18 protein-coding genes are annotated in these 24,580 nt (G+C 52.8%); 6 read left to right on the top strand and 12 right to left on the bottom strand.

Translation table 11 applies throughout. The features are described 5' to 3' along the window. Positions 1–158 precede the first annotated feature (158 nt). Complete coding sequence (locus tag Q1Y74_RS09060) at positions 159–2,039, bottom strand: TlpA disulfide reductase family protein (protein ID WP_300813935.1); 1,881 nt, start codon at positions 2,037–2,039, stop codon at positions 159–161. Between the two features lie 443 nt (positions 2,040–2,482). Between Q1Y74_RS09060 and Q1Y74_RS09065 the strand changes: the two genes are divergently transcribed. Then, a complete protein-coding gene (locus Q1Y74_RS09065; protein ID WP_300813936.1) occupies positions 2,483–4,231 on the top strand; it encodes a DUF4091 domain-containing protein in 1,749 nt (582 codons plus the stop codon). Between the two features lie 59 nt (positions 4,232–4,290). Here the strand turns inward: Q1Y74_RS09065 and Q1Y74_RS09070 are convergent, their stop codons facing one another. The 8 genes from Q1Y74_RS09070 to Q1Y74_RS09105 all read right to left on the bottom strand — a co-directional run bounded on the left by Q1Y74_RS09070 (position 4,291) and on the right by Q1Y74_RS09105 (position 14,951). Next, a complete protein-coding gene (locus Q1Y74_RS09070) occupies positions 4,291–5,523 on the bottom strand; it encodes an ABC transporter permease (protein WP_300813937.1) in 1,233 nt (410 codons plus the stop codon). Next, on the bottom strand, positions 5,523–6,698 hold the full coding sequence (locus Q1Y74_RS09075) for an ABC transporter permease (protein ID WP_300813938.1): 1,176 nt from the start codon (positions 6,696–6,698) through the stop codon (positions 5,523–5,525). Before Q1Y74_RS09075 ends, Q1Y74_RS09070 begins: the two co-directional genes overlap by 1 nt. A gap of 267 nt (positions 6,699–6,965) precedes the next feature. Next, positions 6,966–7,952 (bottom strand): biotin/lipoyl-binding protein, encoded by a 987-nt coding sequence (locus tag Q1Y74_RS09080; protein ID WP_300813939.1) that lies wholly within the window; start codon positions 7,950–7,952, stop codon positions 6,966–6,968. An 88-nt stretch (positions 7,953–8,040) separates the two neighbouring features. Then, positions 8,041–9,528, bottom strand: a complete 1,488-nt coding sequence (locus Q1Y74_RS09085) for a TolC family protein (protein WP_300813953.1) — start codon at positions 9,526–9,528, stop codon at positions 8,041–8,043. Positions 9,529–9,852: 324 nt separating this feature from the next. Further along, complete coding sequence (locus Q1Y74_RS09090; protein WP_300813954.1) at positions 9,853–10,728, bottom strand: hypothetical protein; 876 nt, start codon at positions 10,726–10,728, stop codon at positions 9,853–9,855. A 349-nt stretch (positions 10,729–11,077) separates the two neighbouring features. Next, a complete protein-coding gene (locus tag Q1Y74_RS09095; RefSeq protein WP_300813940.1) occupies positions 11,078–11,830 on the bottom strand; it encodes a LytTR family DNA-binding domain-containing protein in 753 nt (250 codons plus the stop codon). Positions 11,831–11,842: 12 nt separating this feature from the next. Beyond that, positions 11,843–13,711, bottom strand: coding sequence for a histidine kinase (locus Q1Y74_RS09100; protein WP_300813941.1), 1,869 nt, complete (start codon positions 13,709–13,711; stop codon positions 11,843–11,845). A gap of 625 nt (positions 13,712–14,336) precedes the next feature. Beyond that, complete coding sequence (locus Q1Y74_RS09105; protein WP_300813942.1) at positions 14,337–14,951, bottom strand: hypothetical protein; 615 nt, start codon at positions 14,949–14,951, stop codon at positions 14,337–14,339. Between the two features lie 541 nt (positions 14,952–15,492). On the opposite strand from Q1Y74_RS09105, the gene mdh reads away from it, so the two are divergent. Beyond that, complete coding sequence (mdh, locus tag Q1Y74_RS09110) at positions 15,493–16,434, top strand: malate dehydrogenase (RefSeq protein ID WP_300813943.1); 942 nt, start codon at positions 15,493–15,495, stop codon at positions 16,432–16,434. A gap of 328 nt (positions 16,435–16,762) precedes the next feature. Then, positions 16,763–20,041: a S41 family peptidase gene (locus Q1Y74_RS09115; protein WP_300813944.1), complete on the top strand. Its 3,279-nt coding sequence runs from the start codon at positions 16,763–16,765 to the stop codon at positions 20,039–20,041. Between the two features lie 225 nt (positions 20,042–20,266). Here the strand turns inward: Q1Y74_RS09115 and Q1Y74_RS09120 are convergent, their stop codons facing one another. From Q1Y74_RS09120 to Q1Y74_RS09130, 3 genes are all read right to left on the bottom strand, one after another. Then, the gene (locus Q1Y74_RS09120; protein ID WP_300813945.1) at positions 20,267–20,818 is read right to left on the bottom strand and encodes a hypothetical protein; all 552 of its coding nucleotides are present in this window, start codon (positions 20,816–20,818) and stop codon (positions 20,267–20,269) included. A gap of 12 nt (positions 20,819–20,830) precedes the next feature. Beyond that, on the bottom strand, positions 20,831–21,280 hold the full coding sequence (locus Q1Y74_RS09125; protein WP_300813947.1) for a sigma-70 family RNA polymerase sigma factor: 450 nt from the start codon (positions 21,278–21,280) through the stop codon (positions 20,831–20,833). Between the two features lie 353 nt (positions 21,281–21,633). Further along, positions 21,634–22,503 (bottom strand): NAD kinase, encoded by an 870-nt coding sequence (locus Q1Y74_RS09130; protein WP_300813948.1) that lies wholly within the window; start codon positions 22,501–22,503, stop codon positions 21,634–21,636. 105 nt (positions 22,504–22,608) lie between these two features. Here Q1Y74_RS09130 and Q1Y74_RS09135 point away from each other — a divergent pair, with 105 nt between their 5' ends. The 3 genes from Q1Y74_RS09135 to Q1Y74_RS09145 are packed head-to-tail and all read left to right on the top strand — an operon-like array spanning position 22,609 to position 24,507. Further along, positions 22,609–23,322: a pyridoxine 5'-phosphate synthase gene (locus Q1Y74_RS09135; RefSeq protein WP_300813949.1), complete on the top strand. Its 714-nt coding sequence runs from the start codon at positions 22,609–22,611 to the stop codon at positions 23,320–23,322. Beyond that, the gene (locus Q1Y74_RS09140; RefSeq protein WP_300813950.1) at positions 23,322–24,035 is read left to right on the top strand and encodes a MotA/TolQ/ExbB proton channel family protein; all 714 of its coding nucleotides are present in this window, start codon (positions 23,322–23,324) and stop codon (positions 24,033–24,035) included. The genes Q1Y74_RS09135 and Q1Y74_RS09140 overlap by 1 nt, the downstream gene beginning before the upstream one ends. Positions 24,036–24,090: 55 nt before the next feature. Next, positions 24,091–24,507, top strand: coding sequence for a biopolymer transporter ExbD (locus Q1Y74_RS09145; protein ID WP_300813955.1), 417 nt, complete (start codon positions 24,091–24,093; stop codon positions 24,505–24,507). The last annotated feature ends 73 nt before the right edge of the window (positions 24,508–24,580 follow it).

Here is a 24,580-nt window from a genome sequence, read left to right on the forward strand (position 1 = left end):
AAGCATGGTGCGCAGACCGTGCAGGCATGGCGATTTAAGAGGCCGGCCGGGCGGCAGCGGACGGGCGGCTTCCGATACGAATGCAGGCAACCTTCGGGGTGAAGGTTGCCTGCATTCGTATCGAAGGTTGCCTGCATTCGGAAGGCGCGTTGGCGGTTTCAGTCGGCCACCTTCAGCAGTTCTTCCTTCATCTTGTCCACGCCGGGGAATCCGGTCTGCTTGTACTTGATGTTGCCTTCGCGGTCGATGACCAGATAGGTGGGTACGCCGCTGATCTGGAATTGGGAGCCCAGATACGCCCACTGCTCGTTGGTCAGGCGGAAGTGTTCGCCGTGTATGTCGGGAATCATGTTTTTCCAGGTTCCCAGCGGCGAGGTCTCGCCGGTGATGTAGAGGTAGACGATGTCCTTATCCTTCAGTTCCTCCTTCATCGGCTTCATGGCTTTGTTGGCCATGCGGCAGGGACCGCACCACGTGGCCCAGAAGTCCACGAGCAGGGGCTTGCCGCGGAACTTGCTGATGATGGAAGCGAAGAGGTCTTCGTTGCTCACCTCGCCGGCCTCGTTGATGGTGAATCCGGTCTTTTTCTTGTTGGCTTCGATGGTCTGCAGCAGGCGGTTGTTGGCATCGGTCAGCAACTGGCGGTAGGCTGCGGGCAGCGAGTCGAGCCCGGCGGTCTGCTCTTCGGTGAGGGGAACGAAATCGCGGATGCCCCGGTAGAGGCGGGCGGCGCGGGTGATATCGAAGAAAATGCCTTGGCCCGTTCCCCATTCCTTGGCAAGGCGGTCACTGTCTCTCTGGGCGTTGACAATGCCGATGCAGTAGGAAGGGGACAATGTCAGGCGGGAATCGTTCAGTGGCTTAAGAGCGTCAAGCGAATTATAATCGGCAGGTAGAGATTGCATCATTTTTGCATAGTATTCGTTGGCGGCTTCCCTGTCCAAATTGTTTTTTCGGGCGTATTGCTGGGTCAGCAGGCCGGGAGCGAGCGCCAGTGCCTGGTAGCTCTTGAAGCCCAGTTCGAAGCGCAGCAGTTCCCGCGTGGCGCCGCATACGGGCAGTTCTTCCAGAAGCTTTTCCTTGCGGGCGGCTTCTGCCATGACGGCAGTCTTGTAGGCGGGCAGGTCAAGTCCTTCTTTCCCGCTTACGGTTTCCATCAGGTTCGGGTCGAAAGAGCATGTGGAGAGTTCCTGCGCAATTTCTTGCAGGGGACCGTTGATGTAGACCCGCTGGCCGTAGGGCTTGGCGTCCTGATGGAACTTGGATGCCTGCCGGCAGATTTCGCGCTGGTTGATGAACAGTTCGCTCGTCTTTCCAGGTTCGGCGTAGAAATAGATGGGCGAACCGAAGGAGAAGCAGGCTGCGGGCGTAGTGCCGCATACGGGCTGGGTGAAGCTGAAACTTCCGTCTTCCTCGACGACAGCCTCGCATTCCGTGTAGTACCTGACAGGGTCGAACAATAGGAACTGAAGTTTCTTTGTCATCCCCGGATGGTAGTCCAGCAATTTGCCCCGGATGGTGGCGTCGCCGTAGCTGAGTACGGGTTGGGGCAGTTCGAGGTCTTTGTCCACCGGATGCACCGTGGCACCTTCGGGCAGCATGAGTTCGGGCAGCTTTTTGTCTTTCAGTTGTATGCCCCAGATGCTGTAACCGCCTTCCGCTTCGTAGCCTTCGGTGAAGTCCACGGATGTGACGTTCTTGGGCAGGGGCGGGAACACCAGCTTGAACTCCGCTTCGCCCGACTCGGGCATCCAGAATTCCTTGCCCGGCGTGATGCCGATGCCCCAGCGCAGCGGGTAGGTCTCGCCGTTGTTGTCCTTCAGATAGCTTTCGGGGGCAATCTTGATCCAGTACTTGGGCCGGTACTTGGCGTAGATGTGGAAGACACTGGCCGTGTCGCTGAGCTCCACTTTGCTGACCTCGATGGAGGTCGTGTTGCGTACGCAGAACGGCGGGCGTTCGATGACTCTCTTTTTGGCTTGCAGGGTGCAGGCCAGGCACAGGAGCAGGCCTGTCAGCAGAATATGACTGTGTTTCATGTGTAGAATATATAATTTAAGTTTCGCAAGTGCTCAACTTATTAGTTGACAAGGCTTCAGTCAACAAGTCTACAAGGCCGGAATGCCCTGTTTGATAAAGTGCCGCTTGAACTTGTCAACTTGTTGCTTGTCAACTGCAACTTGAGCTTGCGAAAGTTGAGTATATAAGAGTTATGTTTGTTGGCTTTCCCTTTGCCGGAGGCGGCCGCTTGTTGTCGGCTGCAATCGGACTGCCAAAAGTACGAATGTCTCGTAAAATAAGAGCACGTCGTGTGTTAATTGATGCAAAGATGAGCCCGGCATCTGGTGGCGCGGGTGACGCAGACCGTTTCCCTGCGGGTTGCCATCCGTGAAGAAACTATAATTTTAGGGGGAATGGGAGGGACGGTTGGCGCAATAATGCTATTTTTGTATCAGTTAGTTAATCTGAAAATCTGAAGAATATGAAAAGACTGCTATTCCTTTTGTGGGCGGTTGTTCCTGCCCTTCTCTTTGCCCAGTATCCGCTGGAAACGTACACCGAACTGCCCGACTTTACGCCCGTAGACCGTGCGGCGTGGGACCGGCAGCCCGAAGGCCTGTTGGCGGCCTGGGCGTCGGTCGATGTCAGGTATCCGAAGAACGACGTGCCGGACGTGCGTCCGTCGCGTAAGGCGCTTGCCTTGTCCGGCTGGAAGGGAGAAAAGCTGAATGCCCAGCTGGTGTTGTGGAGCAGGGACGGGCAGGCCGACATCCGCCTGGAGGCGTCCGACTTGCAAGGTCCCGGAGGCGCTGTCATTCCCTCGGAGCGGGTGGAGACGCATTTTGTGCGCTACGTCATGACCGATGAGTTCGGCCAAAGCGGGTGCGGACACCGGCCGGACAAGACGCAGTTCGACTCGCTGCTGGTGGCCGACGTGCTGGACTTTGCAGACAGCTTCCGCCTGGAGGCGCGTACCGTCTGCCCGGTGTGGATGACGGTGAAGGTTCCGCAGGATGTCGCTCAGGGCGTCTACAAGGGCACGGTCCGCGTATGGTGCGGCGACACGGAGCAGGCCGCCCTGCCCTTCAGCGTACGGGTGGGCCGTCGGACCCTCCCCGAGCCGTCGGAGTGGAGCTTCCACCTGGACTTGTGGCAGAACCCGTACGCCGTGGCGCGCTATTACGGCACGCCGTTGTGGAGCGAGGCCCATTTTGAGGCCATGCGCCCGCTGATGAAAGCCCTGGCCGACGCCGGGCAGAAGGTCATCACGGCCAGCATCATGCACAAGCCCTGGAACGGGCAGACGTATGACTACTTCGACTCGATGATTACCTGGATGAAGAAGTACGACGGCACGTGGGAGTTCCGGTATGACGTGTTCGACGCCTGGGTGGAATTCATGATGTCGCTGGGCATCGACCGCCAGATAAACTGCTACTCCATGGTGCCGTGGAGCCTCTCCTTCCAGTACTTCGACCAGAAGACCAACCGGATGCAGGTGCTGCACTCCCAGCCGGGCGAGAAGGAGTATGACGAAGTGTGGACGGCGCTGCTGACCGACTTTGCCCGCCACCTGAAGGAGAAAGGCTGGTTCGACAAGACCTGCATCGCCATGGACGAACGTCCCCTGCCGGCCATGAAGCAGGTGCTGTCGCTGATTCGCCGGGCCGACAAGGACTTCAAGCTGTCGCTGGCGGGGCTTTATTACGAAGAGATTGAACCGGACATGTACGACTATTGCCTGTCGCCCGACCAGCACATGCCGCTTTCCGTCATCGAGCGCCGCCGGGCGGAGCAGAAGGTAAGTACCTATTACACTTGTTGCACCGACTCCAGACCCAATACGTTCACCTTCTCGCCTCCTGCCGAGGCGGCTTGGATAGGGCTGTACGCAGCCCGTCTGCACATGGACGGCTACCTGCGCTGGGCCTACAACAGCTGGGTGGAATATCCGTTGCAGGACTCCCGTTTCATCACCTGGGCGGGCGGAGACACTTATCTGGTCTATCCGGGCTTCCGTTCCTCCATCCGCTTCGAGCGCTTGATAGAGGGCATACAGCAATATGAAAAGGTGGCCCTGCTGCGGGCGGAGTATGAGAAGAACGGCAATCGGGCGGGGCTGAAGAAACTGGACCGGCTGGTGGAAAGTTTTGATTTGGAGAAGCTGAAAGCCGGTGCGGAAGCCGGTTCCGCTGTCCGCCGGGCGGAGGAGCAGCTGAACAGACTGTAAAAGAAAAAGAGGAGGGCGTGTCATTCAATGATTTTTGATGTTGACACGCCCTCTTTTTCTTATTCTTCCAGTTTTCGCTTGTAGGCCTCAATCACGTGCTTGCGGCTCCGTATGATTTGCCAGCGGTAGACGAGGCAGGTGGTGAGGAAGTAGAATCCGGCCTGCAGCCAGAGCGCATGATACTCGAAAGCCACTTCGTTCAGCGTGGCTCCCATGCTGTTGATGCGTACATAGCCGTTGATGCCGAAGGTGGACGGGAAGATGTACGAGAAATACCTCCAGAAGGCAGGTATGGCAGAGCCCGGCCACGAAATGCCGGAAAGGAACAGCAACGGCACGGACGTGAAGACAAAAAGCATCATGCAGGTCTCGCGGTTGCGGATGGCGATGGAGGCCGTCATGGAGAAGAAGATGCAGGCGGCCAGATAGGGCAGGATGAACAGGGGAAGCACGCCCGGTATGCCTATCTGGTTCAGCTTGAAAATCCAGGGTACCACACACAAAACGTAGGCCGAAACCAGCACGTAGACCATGAAGTAACTCAGTCCCTTTCCCATGACGATGCGCAGCGTGCCGTTGTAGTGGCGGTTGATGGGCACCAGGTCCTTGAAGCGGTTCTGCTCGCGGGCCGTTCCGGCAGACAGTCCGATGCCAAGCAGGAGGGTCTGCTGGATAATCAGCATGAGCACGGCCGGAATCAGGAAGGCGGCAAAGCCGTTGGTGGGGTTATAGAGCGCCACGTCCTCATACTCGATGGGGTAGGCGGTGATTTCGTCCTGACGGTCGGTTGTATTTCCCGCCCGCTGCATCTTGATGTCGGCGTTCATGTCGAGGGAGACGTTGGTGTTGGCCAGCAACAGGGCTTTGTAGTAGAGCAGTCCGCTCATGTCGCAGAAGAGGCTGACCTGCGTCTGCTTGCCCCGTGCGATGTTGCTGCTGAAGTCTGCCGGTATGTAGATGATGCCGTAGGCTTTCCGTTCCTTCAGCATCTGTTTGGCCTCTTCCATGTCCGCACAGTAGGAGACGATGTTCACGTCGGGCGTGGCATCCACCTTCCGCAGGTATTCGCGGCTCAGGGCGGAGCGTGAGTTGTCCACCACGACGGCGGGCACTTCGCGGATGGTCTCGTTGGTGTAGATGAAGGCATATATCAGCGGATAGACCAGCGGAACCAGTACGAAGAAAATGAGCACACCCTGGTCGCGGAAAGTGCTTTGGATTTCCTGTTTCCAGATGTAGAGCATGTCGCAGATGCCCTGCACAATTTTTTGTTTGAGCGTGAGGTCTTTCATCAGGGTACGTATTTATAGTAAATCAGTGCTCCTTTCAGGCGGTGGGCCACCAGGAACGGAAGCAGCATGAAAATGAGCAGCGCCACGTAGTTCACCCAGGAATAAATCATGGGATAGCCGTTCAGGGCCTGGTCCACGTAGATGAGGAAGTAGTGGCGGAGCGGAAACAGATTGGCCAATGCCTGCAGCACGGGGCTCATGGCCATGGCAGGAAAGGAAAGGCCGCACATGGAGAACGAGAGCACGCCCCACAGCGAGGCGAAGCTCAGTCCCAGCCGCAGGGTGGGCAGCGTGCCTATCATCAGTATGCCCATTCCCTGCGAGGCCAGCACCAGGCAGAGGGTGGCCAGCAACATGGGCAGAATGCCGCTGTTGCAGGGGAAGTGGAGGAAACCGTACAGATAGACGTTGTACAGAATGCCCATCAGGAAGAACACCACGGTGTGGGGCAGCAGCTTGCCGGCCAGCGAAATCCAGATGGAGTTGTTGCCCATGCGCAGCCATTCGCGGGCGGTGCGTGCCTTGATTTCCACACCGATGGAGTAGACGGTGACCATGAAGATGAGCAGCATCAGGATGCCCGGCGCAAACGTGTTGCACAGGTAAACCGAGTAGTTCAGCCACGGGTTGTTGAGCGGATGGGTGTCTATGACGATGGGTTGCAGGAAGGCCATGGCCTGGTCTTCGGTGGCGCCTTTGGCATAGAGGGCCGAGCGTGCGGCCGCTCCCGAGGCCAGTTCGCTCATCATTTTCATGTCTCTGAACAGCAGGGAGCCTGCTATGAGCATGGTGTTGTTGGTGTAGAACGACAGCTTGGGCTGGCGTTGCGACTGTGCCTTGGCCGAGGTGCCTTCGGGGATGTAGTAGAACCCGTAAATCTCGCCACGCTGCATGGCTGTGCGCGCTTCGTTGAAGGTGGGGTAGTGGGCTACGATGGCCGTCTGCTCGAAGGCGTCCAGGTTGCGTATCAGCTGGCGCGAGGTGGCCGTCATGTCCTGGTCCACCACTCCCACGGGCATGTCCTTGGGCAGGCCCGAATCCATCAGGGTGGTGAAGAACACGTAGCAGAACAGGGGCGCTATCACCATGCAGAAGAGATAGAGCGGACGGGAGACGAGGCGGCGGCATTCGCGCTTCATCACGTTCCACAAGGCTTCATATTTCGTTGTGTCCATTGAAAGGAGTGATTAGTGGTTGGCGGTCAATGGTTGGCGATTGGCGGTTGTCAACCCTCAGGATGGCTGACAACCGCTGACCGCTAACCGTTTTTTTTTGGTTATTTAAGTTTCGCAAGTGCTCAACTTACCAGTTGACAAGGCTTTCAGTCTACAAGTCTACCAGGTTCGGAATGTCCTGTTTGATAAAGCGCCGCTTGATACGGTTCACTACAAACGTCTTGTCTACTCGTCAACTGCAACTTGAGCTTGCGAAAGTTGAGTTGATTATTTTTCCAGCACCACGCTCATGCCCGGACGGAGACCTTCCACTTTCTCGGTCGGTATGGCTCTTACCTCAAAGGTCTTCAGGTCGAACTGCCCGGTGGTCTTGGTGGCCTTCCAGGCGGCGTAGGTGCCGAGGTCTTTCATATAGTTCACCTTCAGCCGGATGTTCTTGTCCAGTGCCGGAACGAAGGCCTCGAACTCCGTCCCCATGTTCATTCCCTGCAGCAGGTCTTCGCGCACGTTGAAGGTCACCCACATGTCGTCCAGAATGGCGATGTTCATGATGGGGGCGCCGGTGCCTACCAGTTCGCCCACTTTGGGGAAGATTTCAGACACTTCGCCGTCGGTCTGTGCGGTCAGGTAGGTTTCCTCGATGTACGACTCCACTTCGGCTACGGCTCCTTTGGCCCGTTCCACCAGAGCGGCGGCAGCGGCCTTGTCCTCGCGTTCGGCTCCGTTGCGTGCCATGTCATACTGTGCCTTGGCGGCTTTCTCGGTGGCTACGGCAGCGTCACGCTGTGCGGTCACTTCGTCCAGCTTCTGTGCGGACATGACTCCCTGGTCGTAGAGGTTTTTCACACGTTTGTATGACTTCTCGGCAATTACCAGTCCGGCCTGTGCCTTCTGCCACATTTCGTAAGCGGCCTGTATCTGTTCCTGGCGTGCGCCTTTCAGGGCCTTTTCGTTCTGGGCCTGTGCGGCTGCTTCGGCGGCACGTGCCTGTTCCAGTTTGGCGTGAATGTCCGGTGCTTCCAGAATGGCCAGCGTGTCTCCGGCTTTCACTTTCTGCCCTTCCTTGACACGGAACTCCAGGATGCGTCCGGGTACCTTGCTCGACACTCTGTATTCTGTAACTTCGGCCTGTCCCTGTACTATTTCAGGTCCCTTGCGCAACATGAAGAATCCCACTACGGCCACAATGGCTATGACTCCCAGCAGGGTGAGGAATGCCAGCAGCATGTTGCTGTTTTGTGATTTTGTATTCATCTTATTCTATCGGTTATTTGTTTCTTGATTATAACAAGGATTTACAGACGTTTTTGTTCTCCTGCACTTCCGTTTTCCATCTCTCTCATCAATATCCGGCGGTCAGTCTGCCGGTAGCCTTCTTCAGGTAGATTTCCGTGAGTTTCACGTCTATCTGAGCGTCAATTTTGTCCGACTGTGCCGAGAGCCATGCCGTATGTGCTTCGAGTACGTTGCTGGCGGGTATCACCCCCTCTTCAAAACCCAGAGTGGCGTAGCGCAGGTTCTCGTCGGCCTTCTCCAGGTTTTTCTGGGCCATGGCCAACTGTTTGGCGGCTTCGTTCACTTTGAATGCCGACTGGCTGACTTGCAGTTCAATTTTTTCTTTGGCATCCTCCAGCTGGTAGCGGGCTATGAGGGCTTCGGATTTGGCTGCTTTCACCTTGTAGACACCCTCGCCCCAGTGCCAGATGGGTACGGACACTACTACGCCTACATTCCACATGCCCTTGAACTTGTTCTCGAAGCTGTTGAACACCGAGGGATTGGAAGCCATGTAGCTGCCCATCAGCGCAACGGAAGGCAGGAACTCGGAACGTGCAATGTTCACCTTCTGTTGGTAAATCTGGGAGGCAAGTTCCAGACTGCGTACTTCGGGGCGTGTGGCGTAGACGGCGTTCATGTCAATATTGTCTGTGGCTGCGGGCAGGGCGGCGAGATCGGCTTCCTGCTCGTCCTTCAGGGTGATGGGAGTGCTGAGGTCCAGTCCGCAGAGCTGGCAGAGCAACATGCGGGAGAGGCTCAGTCCGTCAGTCACCTTGGTCAGGGTCATTTCCGCTTCGTTTACCTTCACCTTTACGGAGAGTCCTTCGGCCTTGGTGGCTACGCCTTCGGCTATCATTTTGTCGACGTCGCTTTCCAGTTTCTGCAACAGTTCCAGATAGCCTTCGGCCAGTTTCTTCTTGTTGGCTAGGGATACTACCTGCCAGTAGGCCTGGTCGGTGCTGAGAATGACATCCTGCAGCCCGGTGTCGTGTTGCTGGCGGGCCAGTTCTTCGGCATACTTGCTGATTTTGTTGTAGGCCCGTATCTTGCCGCCCATGTAGAGGGGCTGTGTCAGGGTCAGCGCTCCTGCATACATGTTGCGCGTGTCAGTCCGGAAAGCATCTACCAGCGAGTTGCCCAGATTATTGAGCGGGGTGGCTATGTCCGTATTGCCTAAAGCCTGAAGTACGGCCATCAGTTCAGGACTCTGCATCAGTTCGGGATGCTGTGTCAGCACTCCCTGTATGCCGCTCTGCATGGCACCGCTCACTTGGGTGCCGATGGAGCCCAGGGCGCTCTTCTGTGCATCACTCAGCAGCGAAATTTCTTTTTGGTTTCGCATATATCCGCCGCTTGCCGAAATCTTGGGAAGATAATTGGTGAAGGCGGCCTTTTTCTGGTAGTGCGCAGCATTGATTTTCTCCCGGCTTATCAGGAGGTCTTTGTTGTTGGCAATGGCCAATGCACGGCAACTATCCAGACTGAGAACCTCTTGGGCGCCGACCGGGAGGAGAAGTGTGGCCAAATAAATGAAACAGAAGAACTTTCTCATTGTAGACATACATTATATAAATAATAGAAATATTGCTTAATAAAACAACAATCGTTGCATAAGCAACGGCACAAATGTATAGGCTTTATCTGATTCCGCAAAATAATTTAATGATTTTAATGATTTTGGTTTTTAAGTGTGTGGAATGGTTGGACGGGAGATTCTGACGGAGTTTTTTTACCTTGGACTTTTCAGTGTTCTGTTTGTTGTGGATAATGGTCTTTCTTTAAAAAAAATCCCCTAACCGAGAGCTGTCAATTGGTACGGATAGGGGACTTGATGGGTGATTGTGTACGGTGGGGCAAGTTGGCTGGGATTGTTTGTTTAGTCCAGCACGAATTCGGACGATCCGATGAGGTTGCCGTCTGTGAAAATGTTCAGGCGGTAGCTGCCGGCATAGAGGAATTCCTCCACGTCCCAATAAACGGTGATGTCTTGTGCCTCTCCGTTATATTCGATGTATTTCTTTATGGAATAAGCCAATTCCCGGTTCTCGTATGGGAATGTGTTGGCAGGATTTTTGGTCAGCACGCCGTTGTCCGGTTTGGTGATTCGGACGTAGACAGTCTTTTCGCCGGTGGGGGCGGTGATGTTTTTGGCTATCGTAAAGTCTATTTTCAGTTTCATGATGTCTTTCACCTTACGGGCTTTTTTACCCCGCTTGTTCTGCGGCAGTACGACAATGTTTGTTGCGTCCAGTTGGGCGGCCAAAGTAACCTTTTTATCCAAGTCTTTTTTCTCTTCGGCCAGTGTGGTGATTTGTTGTGAGGCGTCGTTGTATTTGCGTGTCACTTCGGCAATCACTTCTTTCTGGTGGGCCGTAAGGCGGTTCAGTGAGTCAATCTGGTTAATGTAGCCTACCATGACCTTTCGCAGTGTAGCCAATTCCTTCTTCAGCCGGCGTATTTCGGTGGCGTTGCTGCTTTTTACGGTGCGTAGTTCCTCCAGCAGGCGTTGCGTTTTCAGCTGTTCCTGTTCCAGCAGGGCTGCCAGCGAGTCGTTGGAGACAGTCAGTTTCAGTTCGTCATATTGCTGGGCAAAGCGGGTGTATTCGTTTTCCAGGTCTTCTTTCTCCAGTTGGAATTCCTGTATCAATTCTTTGTTGGTCTGTTTTTCGGAGAACAGCAGGGCGGTAAGGCCGATTAACAACACAATCAGCAGTCCTCCGGTCACAATGATGGGCATGTTCTTTTTGTTCATCATATCATTTTATTGTATAGATGCAAAATTACATTATATATGTCTATTCTGCCGCAAAAATAAGAATTAATCATTAATTCAGTCCCTTTTGGAAGATAATTTTGAGAGTAAGTAATTGTAATGTTGTATGAAAAGGGGCGGTCGGCATTCCGTAAGCGTGGGGCGTGTAAAGGAAAATTGTTAAAGCTTCATAGGTTGATTGATAGATACAGCCAGAGAGTTAAGGAGGTTAGGAGGGTGTCATCTGTTCGGGTGGTATCTTATGCCTTCAGAGTCATCCTTTATCGTTCCTCCTTAACTCCTGCGAGTTTGGTCGGGCTGATTCCATTTCGTATTTTAAAGACTTGGGTTATAGTACTCTCAGTGCTTCTTTGATTTCGCTGTAATGTCTTCTGCTGACTACGATGTTCAGATGATTGAAGGGGGCATATAGCACACAGCGGAGGGTGTTGTTCTCGACTGAGGAAAGGTAGTCTATGTTCAGAATGCAATCTGTATTTACGCGTATGAACGACGGGCTCAGACTTAGGATGTCTTTGGCTTTGGTACTTAACCTCAGTCTGTGCTGTTCCATGTTAGTCAGGGTCATTAGCCAGCAACGGCTTTCGTTGGAGTACTGAAAATAGAGTATTTCGGTATGACGCAACAGTAAAAGACTGCTCACGGTCTGCACGGCGAACTTGTTGCTGTTGCCGGTCAGTTGGCACATGGATTGCTCGAAGTTGGGGGCACTGCTGTCCTTTTCATGTTTCACACGTTCGATGATCTGGCGCAGTTCGTCTGTCTGGTATGGTTTCAGCAAATAGTCAAAAGCCGAAGCACGCAAGGCGTCAATCATGTATTTGTCGAAGGCGGTATAAAACACTACGTGCATGTTGTGATGGATTTGCGGCCTGATTTCCTGTAATAGTTCTATGCCGTTGACTCGGGAGAGTTCTATGTCCAGAAACAGGATGTCGGGCTGGTATCGCACAATGCTTTTCCGTGCCTTGGTGGCGGATGTTTGTGTGTCAAGTATCACCACTTCCGGATAGGCATTTAAGTCTTTTTCCAGATTCTTGATAGCGTTTATTTCATCGTCAATGATGACTGCTGTAATCATGTTTTTACTCATCTAAAAATTGAATTGATAGTTATATGGAACAAAAATCGAAACCAATGTGCCTTGTCTGGATGGTTCAGACTGCGCCAGGTTCTGAATACTGAATGTCATTTTTTGAATGTTTCTGCCATTCAGGACTTCTACGGTGCGGAACAGCATTTTCAGTCCGTTCCCTGTTCCTCTCGCGGAATCTGTCTGTCTGCCCGGGTCGTAACCGCATCCGTTGTCCTGTATGTAAATTTGAATCCCTCCTTCATGTGTGGTAATCTGTATGGACAGCTGGTTGGCTCCGTTGTTTTCCGAATCGAAAGCGTATTTCAGGGCGTTTTCTATTGGTATCTGAATACACATGGAAGGGATAAGGGTCTGTCGGGGGACGTCATCGTCTATTTCCCATGTTACGTTTACCGTTTGCGGATTCGTTTCTTTACGGAGTGTGATGTAGCTTTTTACCAGTTCCACTTCTTCTTGCAGTTGTACGGCTACTTGGTCGGAAGCGGACAGGTTGCCTCGCAAGACCTTGATGAAAAGCTGTAACAGTCGGGAAAGGTCTTCGTATTGTTTGAATACCGGCATGAGTGTATTCAAGACATTGAACATGTAATGTGGTGAAATGCGGTTTTTCACGTTTTCCATGCGCAGATGGGTAATCAGTGACATCTGGCGGGAGTATTCACGTTCGTTTTTCCTCCGTATGTAGAAGAATGCCAGGATTCCCAACAAGAGGAGAATGAGCAACAGTGAAACTGTCAGGACGATGGTGTTGTGCTGGTGAGATAGCTGGGCCTTGTTTTGCGCAATCTGAATGTTTCGCTTCAGCAAAGTGGTATCTTGCTTGTAGCGGTAGTCTATTTCAGTAATATTGTTTACATAACGGACGTTTCTCATGGAGTCGTCATATTGTTCCACAGCCAGCCTGTAACGGTAGGCTTTTGCATAATCTCCTTTTTGGGCATAATACTCCATGAAACGTTTGTTGTGCAGATAAGTGTAAGAAGGACCTATGTGCAGGGGATTGTAGGGTTGTGAAAGGTAAGTATTGGCAATATTTGTTTCGTTTTTGCGCAAGGCCAGTGCGGCCTGTAGACTGTTCAGGTAAAATATGACTTCTTCGTTTGCTGTTGGGTCATTCTTAAAGTAGGCATAAGATTTGTCCAGATAATGATGTGCTGAATCGTATCTGCCCAGTAATGTAAAGATTTCGCCAATGTTGGCTTCTACGAGAGCGTCGAGCGAAGGTTGTTTGAAGGACTGGGCTATCTTGTAAGCCTTCCTGAAGCAGCTTAATGCTTCGGAATATTTTTCCTCAAAGTAGTAACAGTTTCCTTTCGCATTCCAGAAGTGGTAATTGTCGTAAGCCAGCCGCTGTTCCTGATCCCTTTCGGCAAGGCCGAAATAGTAGTGGGCTTGTGAGAAATTATGCAGGTCTGCATAGACTTGGGCGAGGCCTACGTAAATGGAGAATCTCACTCGTTGGGAATTCAGTGAATCCACAACCCATAAGGCCCGATGGTAGAATTTGGATGCTTCCGCCAATTCTCCTTTCTGCCTATATTGGTCGGCCAGATTGATACAGACATTTTCCAATTCCCTGCGGTCGGTGGCATGTGTCAGTATGTCGTAGGCGTGGTGGAGGCAGGCTATGGCCGAATCGCGCTGGTTCATTCCCTGAAGCATGGCAAACCGATGGTTCCAGCAGTCGGCCTCCAGGGCATCTGTTCCGCTATGATGGTGACAGTAATCTAGTACTCTGTCGTTGATTTGCAGGTTCTTGTCGGTATATCCCTGCAAGTAGAGGCAATATCCGACAAAGAGTTCCAGTTTGTAGTATGCTGTGCTGTCTGTCAGTCCCTGCTGTGCAGCCTGGAAGCATTTTTGCATTTCTGCCGGATAGGTGTATAGGGAATCGAATCGGCTTATAAGAATCGAGTCAACGATATCTTGTTGCCCTCTATTCCCTGCATGTCGTGAGGTGCAGGACAGCAGTGCGGCTATCAACAGCAAGACCGGCATTATCTTTCTATAGGTGACATTCATTTTTTTCAATCCTTATTTTAAGTGCAAATATAACTTTTTCGGATTGTTTTATAAATGAAAGATTTTTTTGTTTTCTTGTTTTTATGCTTGAATGGTATAAAAAGATGTTTGTCTGGTCTGTAATCGAGTGAAGGTAGAATCGGTGCAAATGTACTTCGGAGATGGATGTCTGAGTGCATTGACAGGATATCATCCCGTTCCCGGCCCCGTAAGGACTGTCGGACATTCTTATGTGTCAATGCCTTTTGAAACGGATTGGCTGGATGGTGAATGGGTGCAGCTGAATTTGCGGGAGTTAAAATGCTCGGAGGTTATAATCGCCGCCTGAGTAGGGCAGAACGATTAATGCCGGTACAGGCTGTTCTTTGACTTGTGGGTATAGCGTGTTTCTTTCCCTTTTCGTAACTGTGTTAGAACCTGTGCTCTGTTTAAATGTAAGATTGGTTTCTCATTTACCTGGTTCTTTGTGCTATCGGTGATGATTTCCCTTGTCTTTTACCAGAATAACCTTCAACTGGGGGTCAGAAAGCATATCTTGTCCTCTGGGAGATAGTAAAAGCTGCAGTTGGGTTTTCCTATGTTCCCACGTCGGCAGGTCTGTCGGGCGGTCTAACTGCTGTTTGATGGGCCTGTACCAATAGCCGGGAAAGGATAAGGCGCATACAGCTCCTTCGTCCACTACATGGCGCAGCTCTTCGATGCAGTGGTCTATCTCTTCGTTATCCATGTGGGAGGGCTTGTCGTAAGAGACGTAGCATGAAGTATAGAAGCCTCTGTCCGTAAAATATTTTAATGACTTCCAGTTGGGGCTTTCTATAATCAGCCGTTTCCTGTCAATCCGAAACTGGCTTAAGAGTCGGTCCAGTGAAGCATACAATACTTTTTTGTTGTAGCGGGTCAGGTTTTTGATGTCCAGCCAGATTTTACCTCCATGTTCTTTCAAGTAGGCAAAATAGTTGTTTAAATTCAGATTGATGCTGTTTTCCGGGTCGTGTGTCACGTCAAAAGTCCGGTTCTGGCGGGAGAAGATGACGTCTACCTCTATATTCGGGTATTCATCGTGTTTCTCCAGTAATTTCTCCATGGAGTTGCAGCGGTGAAGCCATATTTTGTCCGGATAATCGCCGGTTTGGGTTGCTCCTATATATACGACATAAAAAAGTAAGATGACAATTACCGACAGGAATACCCTCATTCTTGTCGTAAACGCATCCCTTTGGATGCGATTGTGCGTCTGAAAATTCAATATGTCCATTTGTTTTCAAATTATTATTTTGGTTTTATGCTCTATTCTCTTTCTGGACAGAAAACGGTTTACATTCAATTAGATATGCTCACCCTCATTTGATGAAAATCCGAAGCAAGTTATTCGGATAATTTGGGATGTGCAAGAAAATAAGAGATATTTAATCTTTTGTATGCTTGCTATGGTTCTTTTTTGAGAAAGATAACAAATGTGAAAGCGGAAGAATGCAATGAAGCGTAAGAGGCTTAAGCCGATTTTCAATTTGTACGTTAGGTATCGATATTTAACTAAATTTATTGCGGAAATATTTCTTTAATTACGAATATCACTGTACTTTTGCGGACACATTTAAACACTTAAAAACAAAAAACTAAGAATTATGTCAAAAGTAACCGTAGTAGGTGCAGGTAACGTAGGTGCTACATGCGCTAATGTATTGGCTTTTAATGAAGTGGCCGATGAAGTGGTAATGCTGGACGTAAAGGAAGGCGTGTCTGAGGGCAAGGCAATGGATATGATGCAGACTGCTCAGCTGTTGGGTTTCGATACCACGATTGTAGGTTGTACCAACGATTATGAAAAGACTGCCAACTCTGACGTCGTAGTCATCACTTCCGGTATTCCCCGCAAGCCGGGCATGACTCGTGAAGAACTGATTGGCGTGAATGCCGGCATCGTGAAATCGGTTGCAGAGAACATTCTGAAATATTCTCCCAATGCCATTCTGGTGGTTATCTCCAACCCGATGGATACCATGACTTATTTGTCTCTGAAGGCTCTGGGCCTGCCGAAGAACCGCATCATCGGTATGGGCGGTGCTTTGGACAGCTCCCGTTTCAAATACTTCCTGTCTCAGGCTTTGGGCTGCAACGCCAACGAGGTAGAGGGTATGGTTATCGGCGGTCACGGCGATACGACCATGATTCCGCTGGCACGTCTGGCCACTTACAAGGGACAGCCCGTCAGCAACCTGCTGAGCGAAGAGAAACTGAACGAAGTGGTAGCTGCCACGATGGTGGGCGGTGCTACGCTGACCAAGCTGCTGGGCACTTCTGCATGGTATGCTCCGGGTGCGGCAGGCGCATACGTGGTTGAGTCCATCATCCACAACCAGAAGAAGATGATTCCCTGCTCCGTATATCTGGAAGGCGAATATGGCGAATCGGACATCTGCATCGGTGTTCCCGTCATCCTGGGCAAGAACGGCATCGAGAAGATTGTTGAGCTGGAACTGACTGAAGACGAAAAGGCCAAGTTTGCTGCCAGTGCCGCTGCCGTTCACAAGACCAACGCCGCTTTGAAGGAAGTAGGCGCTCTCTGATTCTCGCAGAGAATTAGGTAAAGACTTAGACCGGAGCCTCACGACCATTTTAGGTAAGGGACGTGAGGCTTTGTTGCTTTGTTTACTGCATATACAGTTGTTATTTGTTAATTTAAGTTTCGCAGGTTTGTTAACGGCTTGTAGTTAAGAAGTTAAGCCAATACCTTTGTGAAAAAGGATGCCGACCATACACTCAAGCTATTGGCTTTAACTCCTAAGCCCACCCTGGTGGGCGATAACTCCTTTAACTTCTTTAACTCCTGCAAGTTTGGCTTCGCCGATTTTCAATTCGCATTTGCGAAACTTGAGTTTGTTAATCTATTATATTATGAAAAAATTATCATTATTCTGTATGGCTGCCTTGTGTTGCGCGGGCAGTCTGGCAACGGCGCAGGAGTCTCCTTTGTGGCTGCGCAATTGCTCCATTTCGCCCGATGGCACCAGCATTGCCTTTACCTACAAGGGCGACATCTACACGGTGCCTGTCGAAGGAGGGCGCGCACAGCAGATTACCACCAATCCGGCTTACGACACGGCTCCTGTCTGGAGCCCGGACAGCAAGCAGATAGCTTTTGCGTCCGACCGCATGGGCAGTATGGACCTCTACATCGTGGGCCGTGAGGGCGGAGAACCGCGTCGCCTCACCACCCACTCGGGCAGCGAGACGCCGATTGCCTTCAGCGATGCCGGCCACATCCTGTTCTCGGCCGATGTGATGCCCAGTACCGAATCCATCTTCTTCCCCTCCAACGGCCAGTTCCGCCAGGTCTATCAGGTTCCGGTCTCGGGCGGACGTCCCACGTTGTTCTCTTCCATGCCTATGGAGCGCATTTCCGTCAACAAGGACGGACGCATGCTCTATCAGGACAAAAAAGGGTATGAAGACTATTGGCGCAAGCACCAGAAGTCTCCCATTGCACGCGACGTCTGGATGTACACTCCCGGCGGCGCGCCCGCTTACCAGAAGCTGACCACGTTTGAGGGCGAAGACCGCGAGCCGGTCTGGGCTCCGGATGGAAAATCCTTCTACTATCTGAGCGAGGAGAACGGCAGCTTCAACATCTATCGCCGTGTGCCGGGCGAGGAGAAGCGTGAACAGCTGACCAAGCACACCGTACACCCCGTCCGCTTCCTCAGCGTGGCTGCCGACGGCCGCCTCTGCTACGGCTTCAACGGCGAAATCTATACCCTCCAGCCCGGAGGGAAACCGCAGAAGGTGAACATCTCCATCCTGGCCGACCGCAATGACAAGGACATGATTCGCCAGATATGGGGCAGCGGCGCCACCGAGATGGCCGTTTCGCCCGACGGCAAGGAGGTGGCCTTCGTCCTGCGGGGCGATGTCTATGTGACCTCCGTGGAGTATCGCACCACCAAACGCATTACCAACACCACCTGCCAGGAGCGCGACCTGGACTTTGCGCCCGACGGCCGCAGCCTGGTCTATGCTTCCGAGCACGACGGCGTGTGGCAACTCTATACCACCTCCATTGTCCGCAAGGACGAGAAGCAGTTCGCCTATGCTTCCGAGCTGAAGGAAGAACGACTCACCCATTCGGATGTGGCTTCTTTCCAGCCCCAATATAGCCCCGACGGCAAAGAAGTGGCCTTCCTGGAGAACCGCACCGCCATCCGTGTCATCAACCTGAAATCGAAGAAAGTGCGTACGGTGATGGAGGCCAAATACCAGTATTCCTATACTGACGGCGACCAGTGGTTCCAGTGGAGCCCGGACGGACAGTGGATTCTTTCGGACTACATCGGCGTGGGCGGATGGAACAACAAAGACGTGGTGCTGCTTCCGGCCGACGGCAAAGGCGAGATGGTGAACCTCACCGAGAGCGGATATTCTGACGGCAAGGCCAAGTGGGTGCTGGACGGTAAGGCCATGATCTGGACCAGCGACCGTGCCGGCTATCGCAGCCACGGCAGTTGGGGCTCGGAAGACGATGCCTACATCATGTTCTTCGACGCAGATGCCTACGACCGTTTCCGTATGACAAAGGAAGAACTGGCTCTGCGAGAAGAGCAGGACAAGGCGGAAAAGGAAGAAAAAGCCAAAGAAGAAAAGGAGAAGGAAAGCAAGAAGAAGAAAAAGTCCGACAAGTCCGATAAAGAAGAGAAGGCAGAAAAGGAAAAGAAAGAGCCGCTGAAGCTGGACCTTGCCAACCGCTTCGACCGCATTGTGCGGCTGACGGTGAACTCTTCGCGCCTGGGCGACGCCTTCCTGACCAAGAAGGGCGACGTGCTCTATTACCTGGCGGCCTTTGAGGGCGGATACGACCTGTGGGAACACAACCTCAAGGAAAACACCACCCGCATCCTGCTCAAGGGCGTGGGCTATGGCAGCCTGCTGCCCGACAAGGAAGGGAAGAATCTGTTCATGTGTACGGGGGGAGTCATGAAGAAGATTGAGGTGGCAGGAAGCAAAGTCTCCTCGGTTGATTTCGAGGCATTCTTTGACTACCAGCCTTACGGCGAGCGCGCCTACATCTTCGACCACGTATGGCGCCAGGTGGCCGACAAGTTCTATGTGCCCGACCTTCACGGAGTGGACTGGGACGGTTACAAGGAGGCCTACAAGCGCTTCCTGCCCCATATCAACAACAATTATGACTTTGCCGAGATGCTGAGCGAGCTGCTGGGCGAACTGAACGCCTCGCACACCGGTGCCCGTTACTCCGCTCCCGGGGCTTCGATGGCTACGGCTGCGTTGGGCGTGTTCTACGACGAGAACTATACGGGCAACGGCTTGCGCATCAAGGAAATCATTGCGCGCAGTCCGCTCGCACAGAAGAAGACGGATGTCACCGTGGGCTGCATCATCGAAAAGGTGGACGGCGAGCCCGTTGAGGCCGGAGCCGACTACTTCCCGCTGTTCGAGGGCAAAGTGGGCCGGAAAGTACTGCTCACTGTCTACAATCCGGCCACCGGAAAGCGTTTTGAGGAGACTCTGAAGCCTATTTCCTACGGTGCTCAGAACGAACTGCTCTACCGCCGCTGGGTGGAGCGCAACCGCCAGAAGGTGGAGGAACTCTCCGGAGGCCGTCTGGGCTATGTACACATCAAGGGCATGGACAGCCCCAGCTTCCGCCAGATTTACTCCGAACTGCTGGGCCGTTACCGCAACAAGGAAGCCGTGGTGGTAGACGTGCGCCACAACGGTGGCGGCTGGCTGCACGACGATGTGGTGACCCTGCTTGGCGGCAAGGAATACCAGCGTTTCGTGCCGCGCGGACAATACATCGGCAGCGATCCCTTCAACAAGTGGCTGAAACCTTCGTGCATGCTGGTGTGTGAGGACAATTACAGCAATGCCCACGGCACTCCCTTCGTCTACAAGACCCTGAGCGTGGGCAAGCTGGTAGGTACCCCTGTGGCCGGTACCATGACCGCCGTGTGGTGGGAAAGCCAGACCGACGGCAGCCTCGTATTCGGTGTGCCCCAGGTGGGCTGCATGGACATGCAGGGCAACTATCTGGAAAACCATACCCTCCAGCCCGATGTCCTCATCTACAATTCTCCCGAACAGGCCCTGAGCGGCGACGATGCCCAGCTGAAAGCGGCCGTAGACTGCCTGCTGAAGGAACTGGGGGAGAAAAAGTAAAGTGTAATCAAGGGAGTTAAGGGAGTTCAGGAAGTCGGAGAGGTTAAGGAAGTTAGAGAAGTTAAAGCCGATAGTCTTGTAAACGGGAAATCAGCGCTAACAGGTCTATTGGCTTTTAACTCCTAAGCCCACCCTGGTGGGCGATAACTCCCTCTAACTCCCTCTAACTTCCTTGACTTCTCCAACTTCCTTAACCTTTCTAACTCCTCAACTCACACCGTCCCCTCACTCTTCCGTCCGCGTATAGGCTTCAATCTCGCGGATGGCATCTTTGGCCTTGCGGCGCACGTTGTTGAGGTGCAGCAGGCCCATGACGGCTCCGACCACAAACCCTACGCCTCCTCCGATGCAGATGGTTTCTCCTCCTTCCTTGGGATAGCTTTCAACGAGGAACCAGACCATCCACAGCGCGGCGAAGGGCAGGCCGAAGTACAGCCATTTCAGCCCCAGGCGGTTCATGCGTATCAGGGCCTGGCTGATGTTTATCAGGTTGCCGGTCGATATTTCTTTGGGGGCAACGATCAGAAAGAGGGAGGTCACGACGCAGAACATCCACGAATAGCCCGTCGAGATGAAGAACAGGTTGCAATAAATCAGTGCGAAGGGTACCAGTATGTACATGGAGCGGATTTTTCGTTTGATGTAACCAAGTTTTTCCCGAATCGATTGCATGATCATCTTCTCGTTGACGATGGCTTCTTTCGCCAGTTTCTCTTTCAGCAGTCTGATTTGCTGTTTCATTTCTTCCAGTTCGAAGTTATCTTGATGCTTTTCCATACTGATGCGTTTTTATTGGTTCGACATTTTTTTCAACTCCTCTTTGATGCGATACAGGCGCACGGACACGTTCTTGGTCGAGATGCCCACGATGGCTCCTATCTCTTCGTAGCTCATGTTCTCCAGCCACAGCAGCACGATGGCGCGGTCGAAGGGCTTTAGCCGGTGGATGCGGTCGTAGAGCCGACGGATTTGCCGGGAGTCTTCGTCGTTGTCCTTAAACAGGTTGATGTCCATCTTCAGCGGCAGGGTGGCCCGCTTCTGCTTTTTCCGTTCGCACGAGATGCAGGTGTTGAAGCTCACTCGCCATATCCAGGTGTCGATGCTGCTTTGGTTCCGGAAGGAGGCGTATCCTTTCCAGAGGTTGATGAGCACCTCCTGAAACAGGTCGCTGACTTCATCGGAATCGTTCGAGAACATAAAGCACACCGTGTAGATGGTGCTTTTGTGTTCCTTGATCATTTGCGCAAATGTGTTATGCTTGTACGCTCCGTGAGCGACGCTTGCATGCTCCACGGACGACACTTGCACGGTTCACGGACGATGCTTGCACGGTTCGCGGGCAATGCAAGCAATGCTTGGCGGCATTGCTTGTCGCGTAGGCCAACTGCCGATGTCGTCCGGCTGAAGTAGCTGTTTACGTGCGACAAGAGGTGAAAGATGGGTATGCGGACGACACGGATGAGACGGACTTACATGGATAATATATGAGAAAGGGGAAATAGCCTTCACACCTTCACCGGACTTTTAGAGCGTTGGCGTTCAGGTTGATAGGGTGAAACCTCCGCTTTCACAGAAGTTTCACCTTTGGTTTTTTATCGTACATCCGCCCCCCACATCATCTTGTTGCGGAGCGTGTCGAAGAAGATGTGGTTGAAGCGTTTCACCACTTTGATGGAATAGTCGGCCCGTGAAATCTTCAGTTGTGTGCCTTCCTTGCACGATTCGCTCCGTCCGTCCACGGCCACCAGAAAGTTGTGGCTGCGGCTTTCCACGTCCAGTGTGATTTCCCAGTCATCGCAGATGACGATGGGACGTACGTTGAGGCTGTGTGGAGCGACGGGAGTGATGGCGATGGTCTTGCTGTGAGGCACCATGACGGGGCCGCCCACGCTGAGCGAGTAGGCGGTGGAGCCGGTGGGAGTGGCGATGACCAGGCCGTCGGCCTGATAGGTGGTGAGGTGGGCGCCGTTAATATAAGTATGTATGCTGATCATGGACGAACTGTCGTGCTTCAGTACGGCAATCTCGTTGAGGGCGTAGGGTATTTCGTTCAGGCAGCCGTTGCCGCACTTCAGTTGGAGCACGCTCCGTTCTTCCACCGTGTAGCGGCGGTCGTAGATCTCGTCGAAGGTTGCCTCCATTTCGGCAGGGGAGATGTCTGCCAGGAAGCCCAGCCGTCCGGTATTGATGCCCAGGATGGGGATGTTCTTTTTGCCTACCCGGCTGGCGGCTTTCAGAAAGGTGCCGTCGCCGCCGATGCTGATGACCATGTCGGCCTCGAAGTCGCTGTCGTCGAAAAGCTGGGCCTGTGGAAGGTCCAGCCGCTGGTCTTCGGTGAGGAATTGGTAAAATTCGCGGCAGATGCAGAGCTCCGCTTTCCGCTCTCGCAGCAGGCGGAAAAGGTTCTCTGCGTGCGACGATTTATGGGCCTGATAAGTATTTCCGAATATGGCAAATTTCATGTTCCGTTTCTTGTTATATCGCTTGCAAAGATGCCATTTTTTTCTCACAATGCTGCCAACATATTGCTATTATTTGTATTTTTGCCCCCAAACTGTATACGTGTTATGACAAAATTGAGTGTGAACATAAACAAGGTGGCTACGCTGCGGAATGCCCGCGGGGGTGATGTGCCCAATGTGGTGAAGGTGGCATTGGATTGTGAAACGTTTGGTGCAGACGGCATTACGGTGCATCCTCGTCCGGACGAGAGACACATCCGCAGGAAGGATGTCTACGACTTGCGTCCGGTGCTGCATACGGAGTTTAACATTGAGGGCTACCCTTCTCCCGAATTCATCGACCTGGTGCTGAAGGTGAAGCCCCACCAGGTGACACTGGTGCCCGACAGTCCCGACCAGCTGACTTCCAATGCGGGCTGGGATACCCGTACTCACTTTGATTTCCTCTCCGAGGTACTCGATGCGTTCAACAACGCGGGCATCCGTACTTCGGTTTTCGTCTCTACCGATTTGGAGATGATTGAATTTGCCGCCAAGGCAGGTACTGACCGTGTGGAGCTCTATACCGAACCATACGCGTCGGCCTACGGCAAGGACAAGGAGGCGGCTGTGGCTCCGTTTGTGGAGGCGGCCAAGACAGCCCGCAGCCTGGGGCTGGGACTGAATGCCGGCCATGACCTGAACCTGCATAACTTGAACTATTTTTATCAAAACATTCCGTGGTTGGACGAAGTCTCCATCGGCCATGCGCTCATCTGCGACGCGCTGTACCTGGGACTGGAACGTACGATTCAGGAATATAAAAACTGTCTTCGCTGATGAACCTGATGCTTTTATGGGCCCAAGTGGCTCCGGCTTTGGCCGATTCGATTGCTGGTGCCAATCCGGTATTGACGCCGGTCAACGCACCCGACGAGATGAACCTCTGGAGTATGGCCGTGAAGGGCGGCTGGATTATGGTCGTACTGGCGCTGATGTCCCTCCTCTGTTTTTACATCCTGTTCGAGCGGAACTACGTCATCCGCAAGGCCGGCAAGGAGGATCCGCAGTTCATGGATAAAATCAAGGATTATATTCTGGGGGGAGAACTGAAGGCGGCCATCAACTATTGCCGCAATGTCAACACTCCCTCGGCCCGTATGATTGAGAAAGGCATCAGCCGCCTGGGACGTCCGGTGAACGACGTGCAGGCTGCCATTGAAAACGTGGGCAACATCGAGGTGGCCAAGCTGGAGAAAGGCATGACCATCATGGCCACCATTGCCGGCGGTGCCCCGATGCTGGGCTTCCTGGGAACGGTGACCGGTATGGTGAGGGCTTTCTGGCAGATGGCCAATGCGGGAAACAACATCGACATCACGCTGCTCTCAGGCGGTATCTACGAGGCCATGATTACTACGGTGGGCGGTCTGATTGTGGGCATCATCGCCATGTTTGCCTATAACTACCTGGTGACGCTGATAGACGGCGTGGTGAACAAGATGGAGGCCAAGACCATGGCATTCATGGACTTGCTGAATGAACCCGCCTGAACAGGAGGCCCGTTCTTACTCTTTCAATCATAGAAACGAACCATTAAAAGGAAACATCGTGTTAAAGCGCAGAGCTAAAATATCGCCCAACTTCAGCATGGCGTCCATGACGGACCTCATCTTCCTGCTGCTGATATTCTTTATGATAACCTCCACCATGGTGTCGCCCAATGCCATCAAGGTATTGTTGCCACAGGGCAAGCAGCAGACGTCCGCCAAGCCGCTGACGCGGGTCATCATCGACAAGGACCTGAACATCTATGCGGCTTTCGGCAACGACCGCGAACAGGCGCTTTCGCTGGAGGAACTTACGCCCTTCCTGCAGGAATGCGCGGCCCGTGAGCCGGAGATGTACATCGCCTTGTATGCCGACGAGACGGTGCCCTATCGTGAAATCGTGAGGGTGCTGAACATTGCGAACGAGAATCATTTCAAAATGGTGCTGGCTACCCGCCCGCCCGAATCGAGATAAACACTGTGGATCAGAAGAAAAAAGGGAAATACATCGGAATGGCCGGTGCGCTGCTGGTGCATGTGGCGTTTGT

It is taken from the genome of uncultured Bacteroides sp., assembly GCF_949298305.1.
GTDB lineage: Bacteria > Bacteroidota > Bacteroidia > Bacteroidales > Bacteroidaceae > Bacteroides.